We start from the raw sequence: 14,259 nt of genomic DNA on the forward strand, positions 1-14,259 counted from the left end.
CTTGCCGCCGAGGCCCCAATGTTGATCTTCGAAGGATCCTGGCTGATCAGCCCGTCGTGGCGACCTGCCGGCGGACGATCCGGAACACTTCCCGGTCCACGGTGGACGGTTCGGCGGCGAGCCATTCGCCCACGTCAGAGACGAACCGCTCCGGTGTGTGAGCCAGTCCGTCGCCCACGGTGATCCCGCCCGCCCGGCTCGGGTACAGCAGCAGCGCCCCACGCAGCTCGACGTCCGGCAGCAGCGCCTGGAACGCCGCGAGGTGTTCCGGCAGGCGGACCACGCCGCCCCGGAAGCGGCGGCCGTTGCGGAGGACCTCGCCGGCCTCGTCGACCTCGTAGTGGCCCGGTAGCCACAGCTTCGACTCGACCAGCACGAGCCGCCGCCCGCACAGCACGGCGTGGTCGACGTCGGCGAAGACCGAGCCCTTCTCGGTGGCGAGCCCGTGGAAGATCCGCACGCCCGGGATCCGGGTCAGGTACCGGTCGAGCAGGCCGGCGGTCAGCCGTTCGGCCAGCTCGTCGTCCTCGGTGCCCGGCCGGCCGAACACCGTCCGGTCGCCGAACTCGGCGGTGAACTCCCGGTCGACCCGTTGCGCCGCAAGGTGTCGCCGGCCGACCTCGACCGTGGCCGCGACGCCGCCCAGCAGCGCGACGATGACCAGCCACGCGGGCACGCCGACCAGCGCCAGCAGCAGCACGACCGCGGCGGCGGCACCGGCCGTGCCCAGGGCGACGGACTGGCCGGGGCCGGTCGCCGGCACGAGCACGACCTGCCGCTCCCGGCGCACTTCGTGCCACCACGGGATCGTGTCCGGTGGGAGCACCGGCAGCGTCGGCTCGTGCGGGGTGGGTTCACGTCGGGCGCGGGCCGGCCGGCGCGGGCGTGCCGGGACCTCCGCTGGTTCCTCGCCCCGGTCGTAGTCCGCGCGCCGCTCGGGGTCGGCGAGCGTCTCGTAGGCCTCGCGCAGGAGCCGGAACGCGCCGGCCGTGCCCCCGGCGTCGGGGTGCATGGCCTTGGCGAGCGCGCGGTACGCGGATCTGATCTCGTCCACCGACGCGTCGCGTGCGACGCCGAGCAGCTCGTAGTAGTCGATCCCGCGCACCAACACCGCCGTTTCCTCATCGCGCCGCGCGGAGAACAGGTTAGGGCTTCGGGCGGGAACAACGCGCGCTGGCCGGGACTTGACAGGTGGTAGGAGAGCTGTCAGGAGAGGTGAGCATGTCCCGCGAGATCAAGACCCCCGGTCCGGACCACCCGATCGTCATCGAGAAGAACCCGGAGCGGGTCGTCGTCCGGGTGGGTGACCAGGTCGTCGCCGACACGACCGCCGCGCTGGCGCTGCGGGAGGCGGACTACCCGGCCGTGCAGTACATCCCGCTGGCCGACGTCGACCAGGCGTTCCTGAAGGAGACCGACACCAGCACGTACTGTCCCTACAAGGGTGACGCTTCGTACTACACGCTGGTCACCACCGGTGGCGAGCTGACCGACGTGATCTGGACCTACCGCGAGCCGTACCCGGCCGTGGCGGAGATCGCCGGGCACGTCGCGTTCTACCCCGACAAGGTGTCGCTGTCGCAGAGCTGACCTGACCCGGTTGAAGTTCCCGGTTCGGGGGTATCCCTGAGCCGGGAACCTGGCCGTGGGAGGTGTGCGATGTCCGACCGAACACTGAGTCCACTGTGGAGAGTCGGCCGTGTGGTCGCGGTCGTCCTCGTGGTGGTGGTCGCGCTGCTGTGGCTGGTCAGCAGGCTGCCGAACCTGAACCCGTTCCACACCGAGACGACCGACCGAAGCCAGCCCGCGATGCTGCAGTCGGTGCGTGACCTGAGCGAGTTCCACGGTGCCGAGGGCAACTTCCAGGTGATCGTCGACCTGGAGCACGACGTCGCGTGGGTGCCGGACTTCATCGCGGGCAGCCGCACGCTGTTCGTGGCACACGGCTCGGTCGACGCCTACATCGACCTGAAGAACCTGTCCGAGAAGGCGTTGACGGTCGACACCGAGAAGAAGACCGTGCAGGTCCGCCTGCCGGCGGCGAAGCTCGCCAAGACGAACCTCGACCAGGAGCACACCTACATCTACTCGCAGGACCGCGGCGTGTGGGACAGCGTCAAGTCCATGTTCGAGGCGCAGGACCAGCGCGAACTGTTCGTCATGGCGGAGAAGAAGATCGGTGACGCCGCCAAGGAGGCCGGCCTGACCAGACGCGCGGAACGCAACCTCCAGCAGGTGCTGACCGGCATGTTCACCTCGCTCGGCTACAAGGCGGAGTTCCCCGGCAGCAGTAACGCCTGACATCGTGCGAAGACGCCTTCCTCTTTGCGAGGAAGGCGTCTTCGCAGGTCAGCGGCCGAGGTCGTCAGCCTCCCGTCGGGATCTCCGGCACCGAGGCGCGGTAGTGGTCCACGAACCGTGGATGCACCCACAGATACCGGTTGCGGTCCCGGACCTTCTCCAGCCCGCCGAACGAGGGGTCCTTCTCGCGAAGGAAGCTGTGCAGGGTCCGCCACACGGAGCCGTCGACATGGTTCGGCTCGGCGTCCCGCGGACCGTCGACGACCGGCGGCGGTCCGTCCGCGTCGAGCCGGGTCCCGAGATCGGCGAGCCCGGCCAGGCTCTTCTCGGCGAGGGCGAGCTGCTCGCCGATCGCCTTCCACTGCTTGTCGTCGAGATCGAGCTGGAGGCCGGCGACGCTGACCGGCAGCAGGCTTCTGGCCACGACGGAGATCGCCCTGATCCACGGCGCGGCCTGGAGGAGCCAGTCGCGTGGCACCTCGATGTCGTACACGCCGGCCTCCGGGTTGTCCTTGCTGAGCAGGGACACCGGAAGCCGCGAGTGTTCGCACCACAGCGTGAGCCGGATCCGGCGCATCGTCCAGCCGGGCCGCCGGAAGGTCGGGTCCAGCGGGGCGAGGCTGAACAGGCGCGGCCCCTCGCGGGCCTCGTCGTCCAGCGCGAGGATCAGCTGGCGGAGCTGCTCCTCGGCCTGGCTGATCGCCGCGTGGACCGAGTTCTCCAGCCGGTCGAGCTGGCCGGTCAGCACCTCCTTGTGGGAGCCGAGGGTGTTGAGCACCTGCGCGAACTCGGGCTCGATCGCCTCGCGTACCGCCTCGACCAGCCGCTGTTGCTCGTCGGCGGGGGATGACCCGACCCCCAGGAGCAGGTCGTCGATCTGTGACCACTCACCGCACGCCATGCACGGGTACGCGGGACGCCCGTCCCGGCGGCTGGTGGTCAGCTTGTCGATGTCGAACAGCCCGCGCCCGGGGGAGCCCGCGGGACAGGTCTTGCCGCACGGCACCTTTATCTTGACCTCGAGCCCTTTCCAGAAGCTCCGCACGTGCTGCCGGATGTCCTCCGTGAGCTGGTGGAGGAAGAACTGGGGGTACGCAGCACGGACCCGCACCGAGATCCGGTTGCGATCCATCAGGAGCAGCGCGCGACCGTTGTAGGAGTTGTCGAGCACCATCCCGTTCTGCCAGTGCGTGCTCAGCCGGTAGTCGTCGCGACCGAGGGAGAACCGGTTGAACCGAACGATGAGCTGGTACGCCAGGCCCTCCGGCGAGACCGGCTCTCCGGTCACACCGTCCAGGATCTCGCAGATCTGCGTCTGCTCCACGAGGTCGGTGCCGAAGGTGTCCCACATCGTCATGTCGGGCCGGTCGGCACGCACCAGCTGAGCGATCAGGCTTATCGGCTCGTCCCGGTCCAGTAGGTCGACGACCCGGTAGGAGATGTCGAACTTCTCCATCAGCTGCAGGAAGGTCAGCTGGATCCGGCGTGAGTACCGGTGCGCGCGAAGCGGGTCGTCCCAGATCTGCTGGAGGCGCCGGTGCGGCAGCAGTCCGTTGTCGTTGATCGTGTCGAGGTCGTCCAGCACGTAGCTCACCGCGGTGGCCAGCCAGTCCGCCTTGAGGATGATCAGTTCCGACAGCCCCGGGTCGTCGGCGTAGTAGATCCAGTGCCCCAGGGCGTTCGAGTTCTTCGCCAGCGACGTGGCCGCCGTCGCGGTCAGCCCCTGCTCGCGGGCGATCGCCTCGTACCGGGTGTAGTCCAGGTACGGCTCACCGCCGTCGCGCAGGGCCTCCCGCATCCGCTGCCAGCTCGCCGGCAACCAGCGGCTCACATGCGGCAGCTCGGCGGCGGTCGCGGCGATGGCGTCCTTCAGCTCGTCCACACCCAGCCCGCTGCCGCTGTCGACGTGGTGGAAGCCCACGATCAAGTCGCCGTACCGGGACCGCAGCGACGCCTCGTCGAGATAGGCGGCACGGCTGCGCGGACCGCCGTGGGTGGCCACCACGTGCACGCGGGCGGCGTTGCCGGCGCGGTGCTTGATCAGCTGGATCCAGTAGTCGACGAAGCCCTGCTCGGGCCCTTCCCGTGGCCGCCACACCACGAGGTACACCGCCGCCGGGCTGAAGAACAGCTGGTGCGTCGGCCGGTACACCGGCTGGCCGCCGAAGTCCCAAGCGTTGAGCATGATGTCCAGGTCGCCGGCCGTCACCGGAAACGGCTTGACCTCGATGCCGTGCGTCGTCTCGCGGCCCTCGACGAACTCCTCGCCGCGCAGGGCAGCCAGCAGGCTGCTCTTGCCCACGGCGCCCTCGCCGACCAGGACCAGCTTCGCCTGGTGGAAGAGCCGTCCTTCGGCCTTCAGCAGCCGGAGAAACCGCTCCAGCTCCGCCGAGCTGTCCAGATACGCCGCCTCCAGCTCCGGGGCGAGCGGATTGTCGTCGAGCCGCAGGGCTCCCGCCGGCAGGTCGGCGAACGACGCGGGTACCGAGGCCAACCGGTTGCCGCCGAGATCGAGGTAGGTCAGGTTGGGGAGCTCACCCAACCAGTCGGGTAGCTCCGTGAGCCGGTTGTCGCCGAGATAGAGGTGGTTCAGCTCGGTGAGGGTGCGCAGTGCGTCCGGCGCCTCCGTCAGCTGGTTCTCGCCGAGGGTGAGCTCGCGCAGGGCGGTGAGCGTGCCCAGCCACGCCGGCACGTCGGTCAGCCGGTTCCGCGACAGGTAGAGGGTCGTCAGGTTGGTGAGGCCGGCCACCGCGTCCGGTACCGCGGTCAGCTCGTTGTTGTAGAGGCTGAGGAGGTGCAGGTCGACCAGGTTTCCCAGCGTGGCGGGTAGCGCGGTGAGCCGGTTGCCGTTGAGGGAGAGGCTGGTCAGGTCCTTGAACTCGCCGATCGTCTCGGGCAGCTCGGTCAGCTCGTTGTCGTTCAGGTCGAGATAGGTCAGCGCCGTCAGGCGGCTCATCGTGTCGGGCAGGGTCGTCAGCTTGTTGGCGTAGATGTTGAGGTTGGTCAGTTCGGTCAGTTCGCCGAGTGACTCCGGCAACGCCGTCAGCTCGTTGTCGTTCGCGCTGAGGTTGGTCAGCGCGGTCAGCTCGCCCAGTGACTCCGGCAACGCCGTCAGCTGGTTGGCGCCGATGTTGAGGCCGGTCAGCGCGGTCAACGCACCCAGTGACCTCGGCAGTGTCGTCAGCTTGTTGTAGCTGACGTCGAGGTTGGTCAGTGCGGTCAGTTCGCCGAGTGACTCCGGCAGTGCCGTCAGCTTGTTGTAGCTGACGTCGAGGTTGGTCAGTGCGGTCAGTTCGCCGAGTGACTCCGGCAGTGCCGTCAGCCTGTTGGAGCCGACGCGGAGGGAGGCCAGCGCGGTGAGACCGCCCAGCCGGTCCGGCAGTGCCGTCAGCCCGTTCCAGGTCAGGTCGAGCGTGGTCAGGGCGGGGAGGTGGGTCAGGCTGTCCGGAACCGAGGAGAGATCGTTCCAGTTGAGGTCGAGGGAGGCCAGCGCCCGCAGCTCACCGAGCCACTCCGGCAGCTCGGTCAGCCCGTTGGAGGCGAGGTTGAGGCCGGTGAGGCCGGTGAGGTGTCGCAGCCAGGACGGCAGCCTGGTGAGCGACCCTCCGCCCAGCTGCAGGTCGGTCAGGGTGGACACGGCGCCGAGGCTCTCCGCCGTGTCGACGAGCGGGCTGTTGATCGACAGCCTCGTCAGGTTCGCCAGCTCGGCGAACCAGTCCGGCAGCTCGGTCAGCGGGTTGTCGGTGAGGCCGAGGTCGGTCAGGAAGGTGAGGTGGCGCAGGCGGTCCGGGACCACGGTCAGCAGGTTCCCGTTGAGACCGATGAAGACCAGGCCGGTCAGCGCGCCGAGCTCGTCCGGCAGCTCGGTCAGCTGGTTGCCGGCGAGCTTCAGCGTGTTGAGGCTCGCCAGCTCGCCGATCCAGTCCGGGACCGAGGCGAGCCGGTTGTTCTCCAGGTCGAGCACGGTCAGGTCGGTCTGCTCGCGGACCCAGTCCGGGATCGTCGTGAGCAGGTTGTTGGCCAGGAACAGCTGTTTGATGGCGGTGAGCGCGGCCCAGCCTGCCGGCACCTCGCTCAGCACGCAGCCGGAGACCTCCAGGTTCGTCAGCCTGGGAAGGGCGCCCACCCATGCCGGCGGCGCAGGCAGCTGGTTGCCGCCGACGTAGAGGTCGGTCAGCTCGGTGAGTGCGCTCAACGACTCCGGCAGCTCGGTCAGCTGGTTGCTCCCGACGTCGAGAGCCCTCAGGCCGGCCAGTTCCCCCACCCAGTCCGGAACCTCGCCCAACACGTTGCCACCGATGTAGAGCTCGGCCAGCTCGGGGAGATCACGCACACCGCGGGGTACCGCCTTCAGCTGGTTCCAGTTCAGCCCGAGGACGGTCAGGCTCGTCAGCTCACCGAGCCAGTCCGGCAGCGCGACCAGCAGGTTGGTGTGCACCTCCAGCGTGGACAGCGCGGTGAGCCCCCGCACCGAGCCGGGTAGCTCGGTCAGCCGGTTGCCGTCGAGCTTGAGCGAGGTCAGCTCGGCGAGGCCGGCGAAGGAGTCCGGCAACGTCGTCAGCTGGTTCGCGCTCAGGTCGAGGGTCGTCAGGGCCGTCAGCTCCGGCAGCCAGTCCGGGACCGTGGTCAGCTGGTTGTCCTTCAGCCACAGGTCGGTCAGCGCGGTGCACTGCCGCAGCCAGCCGGGTACCTCGGTCAACCGGCAGCCCTGGAGGTAGAGACCCGTCAGTCCGGCGTGGGCACCGAGGGACTCGGGCAGCCCGGTCAACGGGTTCTGCCCGACGTGGAGATGCGTCAGACCGGTGAGCGCGCCGATCCAGCCGGGCACCTCGGTCAACCGGTTCTCACCCACGTAGAACACGGTGAGGGCGGTGAGGGCGGCCAGGTCCGGCAGCTCGGTCAGCCGGTTCATGCTCAGGTCGAGGGTGGTCAGGGCCGTCAGCTCGGCCAGCCAGTCCGGCGCCGCGGTCAGCCGGTTGTCGTTCAGGTGGAGGGCGGTCAGCGCGGTCAGGTGGCGCATCCCGTCGGGGACCTCGGTCAGCCCGTTCCCGTTGACCTGGAGCGTGGTCAGGGCGGTGAGGCCACCGATGGTGCCGGGTAGGGCGGTCAGCCAGTTCCCGCTCAGGTCGAGGGTGGTCAGGGCCGTCAGCTCGGCCAGCCAGTCCGGCGCCGCGGTCAGCCGGTTGTTGCTCAGGTCGAGCTCGGTCAGCGAGGTCAGCCGCCGGATCGCGTCCGGTACCGCGGTCAGCCGGTTGTTGGCCAGGCCGAGCTGGGTGAGCCCGGTCAGCTCCGCCAGCCAGTCCGGCACTCCGGCCAGCCGGATGTCGTGCAGGCCGAGCGTGGTGAGCGAGGTGAGGTTCCGCACCCAGTCCGGCACCTCGGCCAGCCGGTTGCCCCCGAGGTAGAGACCGGTCAGCGCGGGCAGGGCGCCGAGGGTGTCCGGCAGCACGGTCAGCCGGTTGTCGTTGACGGCGAGCATCGTGAGGGCGGTCAGGTCGCCGATGGTCGCCGGCAGGGCCGTCAACTGGTTGTCCCACAGGTGAAGGATCGTCAGGCTGGTCAGCTCGCCCAGCCACTCCGGCACCTCGGCCAACCGGTTGCCGTACAGCTCCAGCGCCGACAACGCCGGCAGGCCACGGATCCAGCCCGGCACCTCGCTGAGCCGGTTCCCCCCGATGTAGAGATGGCGCAACGCGGTCAGTGCGCCCAGCGACTCCGGCAGCCCGGTCATGCCGCAGTCGCCGAGGTAGAGGTGCGTCAGGCTGGAAAGGGTGCCCAGCCAGTCCGGTGCCTCGGCCAGCCGGTTCCCCCCGATGTACAGCTCGGTCAACGCGGCGAGACCGCCGATGCTCTCCGGTATGCCGGACAGCTTGTTCCAGCTGAGGTTGAGACAGGTCAGCCCGGCCAGCTCGCCGATCCATTCCGGCACGACACCGAGCCGGTTGTTGTCCACCCGGAGCTCGGTCAGCACCGCGAGCCGCCGCAGCGTGTCGGGCAGCGCGGTCAGCCGGTTCTCGGCGAGGTTGAGTGTGGTCAGGCCGGGCAGTTCGCCCACCCAGGGAGGCACCGTGGTCAACTGGTTGCCACTCAGGTCGAGAGTCGTCAGGTTCGCGAGTCCGCTCAGGTCCTGCTGCCCGGGAAGCTCGGTCAGCCCCAGCCCGGAGAGGTCGAGTACCCGGCCGTCCCCACTCCGCGCCGTCGCGATCCGTTCCTCCACCTCAGTCACCATGGTGTGATAATCGCCTACGGAGGGCTGACCGATACGGGGCACCGCGACGCGTCCTGGCATGCGTGCGCCGCGGTCGTGAGGGCCCCTGTCCTCGGGTTCGAGCGGGCTAACGGCCGGCTCGATACGCCCGCCAGCTGTCGGCGGCCGTGATCATGCGGGTTGTCCAGGGGTCTGGTTCGTTGCCGCCGATCTCGTGCCACAACGCGGCGTTGGCGTCGGCGAAGGCGTTCAGTGCGGTGTCGGGTGCGGTGTGCCATGCGCTGGTGCGTGCGGCCCACGCCTCGGCCTGGCTGGGTGAGTGACCGCCGGCGGAGATCAACCAGATCACCCACAGCGCGGGATCGATCCATGGGGCGCCACGTGTCGCCCAGGCCCAGTCGACGAGGCGTGCGCGACCGTCGGCGATCAGGATGTTCTGGTCGTTGAAGTCGGTGTGCAGCAGGGCATTGCCGCGGAACCGCTCGAGTACCGACTCGTTGTCGACGTACGCGGCCCATCGCTGCTCGGCCACGCGGAGGGGAAGGTCCGGGCACGGGATCGCCGCCAGAGACTCCAGGGCGTCGACCACCAGCGGCAGATCCGGGGAGGTCGGGGAGTAGTCGACGTGGCGGCCGTCGACGTGTTCGAACGCGACCAGGTTCCAGTCCGCCTCGACGGTTTGCCAGAGCACGCGTGGCGCGACTGCGTGCACGAAGGGGCCGATCTCGGCCTCGCGTTCCTGGGTCCACACGCGACGGTGCTCGGTACGCAGCCCTTTGACGAAGATCGTTTCGGCGCTGGTCCGCACTCGTACCGCGATCTCACTGTTCAGCCCGCCGCGCACGGTGTCCATCGCGAGGATCGTGCCGTCCACCCGGTCGTCGATCGCCGTGTGGACGGGCTCTGGAACCTCCCGCAAACGTGTCGTCGCCACGAGTCGAGAGGCTCCCATATTCGTCGCCACGGCGACGTGGGGCACGCCGAGTTGGTCATTCGTCAGGTGCGCCGGCGTTAGCGTGGGGCGGTGAGTGGCACCGAGGCGTTCGCGCCCGGGGCGTAGACCGTGACGTTGGACGGGATCGCCTTCATGATGTCGATCTGGGCGCAGGCCGGGCAGGCGTTGTAGCCGCGCTGGCGTTGCTCGTTGGCCTGGGCGTCGACCTGGGCCTGGGTCGCTCTTGCCTGTGACTCGCTGACCGCCGCGTACGCGGCCTGTGCGTTGTCCACCGCCTGTTGAACCGCCTGCGGCAGGGTCACCTTGGCCAGGATGAACTTGATGTCGTTCAGGAAGTCGCCGCCGAGGTTGCGGCGTAGGTCGGTGCGCACGGTCGAGACGATGGCGTCCTGGATCTTGTTGATGTTGGCGTTGTTGGGCTGTCCGGCCAGTGCCGGTGGCGGGTTGGCCGAGGTCTGGTTCTGCACCAGCGCGCAGCTGGACACCAGTTCGGCACAGCGCACGCCGTTGACCTGCTCGCGGATGGCGTTGTCGATCACCGGCCGGACGATCTGGTCGAGGAAGCTGGACCAGCCGATGTCGCCGTCCCACGCGTAGCGGAACTCGCCGTCCGCGCCGCGGAAGGTTCTGGTGCCGAACTTGCTGTCGAACGTCCGCAGCGAGTCGTGGTCGAGGTTGAGGGTGAAGTAGAAGGTGCCCTCGATCCCCATGCCGACCCCGTCGCTGGACGGCACGGTGACCACGTCGATCCCGGCGCGCTGGCCGTTGTGGGTGTCGCCGCTGGCGGCGATGGTGTAGAAGCGTTGCTGCGCCGGGTACCGGTGCGCGGTCGACCAGAAACCGGTCCACGTCAGCGAGGACGCGGGGTCGATGATCTGCCGGATCTGGTTGTCGTCGAACAGGCCGCCGTTGCGGACGACGGCGATCTCGCCCGCGTCGGTCTTCGTGTAGCCGCCGAACCAGCCGATGAGGGCCGGCAGTGCGAAGGCGAGCACGAGGACGGACACGAGGATGGCGCGCAACCGGGACATGGTTGCGATTGTCGCCGTACCAGGCGGCCGGCGGACAGCGGAGGTTTCCGGTTTGAGCTCAGGCGTAGTAGCGGTACAACGCCTGAGCGGCCACCGCCGGCTTCTCGCTGCCGGCCAGCTCCATCGTGAAGTCCACGGTCAGCTGGGCGCTCTTCTCGTCCAGCGCGTCCGCGGCCGCGATGTGGGCCGTCAGCCTTATCTTGCCACCAACGGGGACCGGTGCCGGGAAGCGGACCTTGTTCAGGCCGTAGTTGACGCCCATGCCCAGGTTCTCGATCTCCAGCAGCGAGGTCCACAGTGGAATGATCAGCGCCAGCGTCAGGTAGCCGTGCGCGATCGTGCCGCCGAACGGTCCGGCCGCGGCACGTTCGGGGTCCACGTGGATCCACTGGTGGTCGCCCGTCGCGTCGGCGAACGTGTTCACCTGGTCCTGGGGCACCCCGTGCCAGTCGGTCGGGCCCAGCGTCGTGCCCGCCAGACCCAGCAGCCCGGCGATCCCCTGCACCTTCATGCGTTCGCTCCGTAGTCCTTGCGCAGTGCGCTCTTCAGCAGCTTGCCCGAGGCCGTGCGTGGCAGCGTGTCCGCGAACACCACCGACTTCGGGATCTTGTAACGTGCGATGTGGCCGTCGAGGAACGCCATCAGCTCCTCGGGTGCGACGGGTTCACGCGCGACCACGATCGCGCGGCCGACCTCGCCCCACTTCTCGTCCGCCATGCCGATCACCGCGCAGTCGGCCACCTTGGGGTGCTTGTGCAGTACGTCCTCCACCTCGGCCGGGTAGATGTTCTCGCCGCCGGAGATGATCACGTCCTTGATGCGGTCGCGGATGTAGAGGAACCCGTCCTCGTCCACGACCGCGACGTCACCGGTGCGCAGCCAGCCGTCCGGGGACAGCACCGCCGCCGTCGCGTCCGGCTTGCCCCAGTAGCCGGTCATCACGTTGGGGCCGTGGAGGATCACCTCGCCCGGCTCGCCGGGTAGCGTGTCCTCGCCGTCGGAGTCGATGACCCGGACGTCGGTGAAGAAGCACGGCGTGCCGGCCGAGCCGACGCGGTCGCTCTCCGCCGCACGCAGGAACAACGCGCTCGGCGACGACTCCGTCAGGCCGTAGCCCTGCAGGAACACCAGACCGCGCTCCTGGTAGGTCGTGATCACCTTCTCGGGCACCGGCGCGCCGCCGCAGATCATCGTGCGCACCGACGACAGGTCCGCGGCCGGCCATTCCGCCGTCGCCGCCACCGCCTGGAACATCGCCGGCACGCCGAAGAGATAGGTCACCCCGTACCGCGCGATCGTCGACAGCGTGCGGGCGGGGTCGAAGGAGTCCAGCACCACCGTGCCGCCCTTCAGCAGCGTCGGCAGCACCGTCTGGTTGAGCGCCGCGACGTGGAACATCGGCGCGTTCACGAGCGTCACCTCGTCGCCGGCGAGGTCCACGTCGATCAGCAGGTTCATCGTGTTCCAGTGGACGTTGGCGTGCGACAGCGCCGCGCCCTTCGGCCGGCCCGTGGTGCCGGACGTGTACATGATCACGGCCACGTCGTCCTGGTCGACCGTCTCGTCGGTCGGGTCGACCGGCGCGTCCGCCACCAGCCGCTCGTAGGCCTCGTGGTCGAGCACGTGGGGCACCTTGTCCCGCAACGACGCCGCGTGCTCGGCGTGGGTCGGGGCATGCACCAGCACCGAGGTGCCGCTGTCCTCGAGGATGTAGGCCAGCTCGGGCGGCGCGAGCCGGGTGTTCAGCGGCACGAAGATCCCGCCGAGCAGGCCGGTGCCGAACAGGGTCTCCAGGAACGCCGGCTCGTTCGGCCCGAGGTAGGCGACCCGGTCGCCGCCGGCCACCCCGAGGCCGGTGAGCACGTGTGCGACGCGGGTGGCCCGCTCGTGCAGCTGCCGGTAGGTCAGTGACTCGTCGCCGTGCACGACCGCGACGCGGTCCGGCGACATGCGTGCTCTGCGTGCCGTCCAGGAGCCGATCCCGTTGTTACGCATGGTCCAACCCGAACAGGCGAACGGCGTTGTCCTTGAGGATCATGGAACGCACCTCCGGCTTGATGTCGAGCTTCTCGAAGTCCGCGAGCCACCGGTCCGGCGTGATGACCGGGAAGTCCGACCCGAACAGCACCTTGTCCTTCAGCAGGGTGTTCGCGTACCGCACGAGCTGTGGTGGGAAGTACTTCGGCGACCAGCCGGAGAGGTCGATGTGCACCAGCGGCTTGTGCGTGGCCACCGCCAGTGCCTCGTCCTGCCAGGGGAACGACGGGTGCGCGAGGATGATCGGCAGGTCCGGGAAGTCGGCGGCCACGTCGTCGGCGGCCATGGGGTTGGCGTACTTGAGCCTGATCCCACCGCCACCCCGTACCCCGGCGCCGATGCCCGTCTGTCCACTGTGGAACAACGCGATGACGCGGTGTTCCTGCAGCACCTCGTACAGCGGGTAGAAGGTCGGGTCGTTGGGGTGGAACGCCTGCACGCTCGGGTGGAACTTGAAGCCCCGCACGCCGTACCGCTCGACGAGCGTGCGTGCCTGCCGGACCGCCGCCTTGCCCCGCCACGGGTCCACGCTGCCGAAGGGGATGAGCACGTCCGCGTGCTCCGCGCACTCCGCCGCGATCTCCTCGCTCGGGATGGGTGGGTGCCCGGTCGCGGTCTGGGAGTCCACCGTGAACACGACCGCGGCCATCCGCCGTTCCCGGTAGTAGGCGGCGACCTCCGGCACCGTCGCGGTCCGCTTGTCGGTCTTGAAGTACGCCGCCGAGCCGGCCAGCAGCTCCTCCGGCAGCGACACGTGCCCGTCGGCGCCGGCCTCGACGTGGACGTGCACGTCGACGGCGACCAGGTCGGCGATGTTCACGACGGCTGCTCCGGCAGGGGAATCCCGACCGACTGCCGGACCCTGCCGTGTGTCGTCGGCCAGGTCGCGGCGATCGCGTCCGGGCTCCAGCCGCCCTCGGCGTAGGACGCCGCGATCTCCTCGGGGTGCGACCACAGCGACAGCTTGTCGCCGCCGATGCCGATCGCCTGCCCGGTGACGCCGTGCGACTCGGCCGACGCCAGGAACACGACGAGCCCCGCCGCGTCCGCCGGCGTGCCGAAGCCCTCGCCGGCCCGCAGCCACGCCGGCAGTGGCGTCCCGTCCTGTTGCCACGCCTCGATGTGCGGCGCGAACGCGGGCATGGTCGAGGTCATGGCGGTGGCCGCGACCGGGACCACCGCGTTGACCATGATGTCCGCCTTCGCGCACTCCATGGACCACGTGCGGGCCATGGCCACGATGCCGGCCTTGGCCGCGGAGTAGTTGGTCTGGCCGATGTTCCCGCGCTGCCCGGCGGGCGACCCGACGACGATGACCCGGCCGCCGTCACCCTGCTCACGCATGTGCCGGACGGCCGCCCGCACGCACGTGAACGTGCCGCGCAGGTGCACGTCGAGGACGGTGTCGAACTCGTCGTCGGACATCTTCCACAGCATGCGGTCCCGCAGCACGCCGGCGTTGGTGACGAGCACGTCGAGCCGGCCGTACTCGGCGACGGCCCGCTCGACCAGCCGGTCGGCCACGGCCGCCGGACCGACGGCACCCGGTTCGGCGACGGCCTTCCCACCGACACCGGCGATCTGGGCGACCGCGCCGGTGGCCGCGCCGCCGTCCGCGTCGTTCACCACGACGGCCGCGCCTGCGGCCGCGAGTGCCGACGCGTACGCGAAACCGAGCCCGCGACCAGCGCCGGTCACGATCGCGACCCGTCCGCTCAGGTCCACTG

Annotated in this window: 10 protein-coding genes; 2 read left to right on the plus strand and 8 right to left on the minus strand. The window is 69.5% G+C overall.

Translation table 11 applies throughout. The features are described from left to right. Nucleotides 1-46: 46 nt before the first annotated feature. Nucleotides 47-1,111 carry a J domain-containing protein gene (locus tag VET29_RS35140; protein ID WP_414636698.1) on the minus strand — a complete coding sequence of 355 codons (1,065 nt, stop codon included), beginning with the start codon at nucleotides 1,109-1,111 and terminating at the stop codon, nucleotides 47-49. 110 nt (nucleotides 1,112-1,221) lie between these two features. Between VET29_RS35140 and VET29_RS35145 the strand changes: the two genes are divergently transcribed. Both VET29_RS35145 and VET29_RS35150 read left to right on the plus strand, forming a co-directional pair. Further along, complete coding sequence (locus tag VET29_RS35145; RefSeq protein WP_324928932.1) at nucleotides 1,222-1,590, plus strand: DUF427 domain-containing protein; 369 nt, start codon at nucleotides 1,222-1,224, stop codon at nucleotides 1,588-1,590. 111 nt (nucleotides 1,591-1,701) lie between these two features. Continuing rightward, nucleotides 1,702-2,301: a DUF4230 domain-containing protein gene (locus tag VET29_RS35150; RefSeq protein ID WP_324928934.1), complete on the plus strand. Its 600-nt coding sequence runs from the start codon at nucleotides 1,702-1,704 to the stop codon at nucleotides 2,299-2,301. A 64-nt stretch (nucleotides 2,302-2,365) separates the two neighbouring features. Here the strand turns inward: VET29_RS35150 and VET29_RS35155 are convergent, their stop codons facing one another. From VET29_RS35155 to VET29_RS35185, 7 genes are all read right to left on the minus strand, one after another. Further along, nucleotides 2,366-8,530, minus strand: a complete 6,165-nt coding sequence (locus VET29_RS35155) for a leucine-rich repeat domain-containing protein (RefSeq protein ID WP_324928936.1) — start codon at nucleotides 8,528-8,530, stop codon at nucleotides 2,366-2,368. A 106-nt stretch (nucleotides 8,531-8,636) separates the two neighbouring features. Next, nucleotides 8,637-9,443, minus strand: a complete 807-nt coding sequence (locus VET29_RS35160) for an aminoglycoside phosphotransferase (protein ID WP_324928937.1) — start codon at nucleotides 9,441-9,443, stop codon at nucleotides 8,637-8,639. Nucleotides 9,444-9,520: 77 nt separating this feature from the next. After that, nucleotides 9,521-10,495, minus strand: a complete 975-nt coding sequence (locus tag VET29_RS35165; protein ID WP_324928939.1) for an SPFH domain-containing protein — start codon at nucleotides 10,493-10,495, stop codon at nucleotides 9,521-9,523. Between the two features lie 58 nt (nucleotides 10,496-10,553). Continuing rightward, complete coding sequence (locus VET29_RS35170) at nucleotides 10,554-11,006, minus strand: MaoC family dehydratase (RefSeq protein WP_324928941.1); 453 nt, start codon at nucleotides 11,004-11,006, stop codon at nucleotides 10,554-10,556. Continuing rightward, entirely contained in the window at nucleotides 11,003-12,490 is a 1,488-nt protein-coding gene (locus VET29_RS35175) for a long-chain fatty acid--CoA ligase (RefSeq protein ID WP_324928943.1), read from the minus strand. Before VET29_RS35175 ends, VET29_RS35170 begins: the two co-directional genes overlap by 4 nt. Continuing rightward, a complete protein-coding gene (locus tag VET29_RS35180) occupies nucleotides 12,483-13,352 on the minus strand; it encodes an amidohydrolase family protein (RefSeq protein WP_324928945.1) in 870 nt (289 codons plus the stop codon). The genes VET29_RS35175 and VET29_RS35180 overlap by 8 nt, the downstream gene beginning before the upstream one ends. Next, on the minus strand, nucleotides 13,349-14,257 hold the full coding sequence (locus VET29_RS35185; protein WP_324928947.1) for an SDR family NAD(P)-dependent oxidoreductase: 909 nt from the start codon (nucleotides 14,255-14,257) through the stop codon (nucleotides 13,349-13,351). Before VET29_RS35185 ends, VET29_RS35180 begins: the two co-directional genes overlap by 4 nt. Between the last annotated feature and the right edge of the window lie 2 nt (nucleotides 14,258-14,259).

This window comes from Actinophytocola sp. (assembly GCF_035634895.1).
Classification (GTDB): Bacteria; Actinomycetota; Actinomycetes; order Mycobacteriales; family Pseudonocardiaceae; genus Actinophytocola.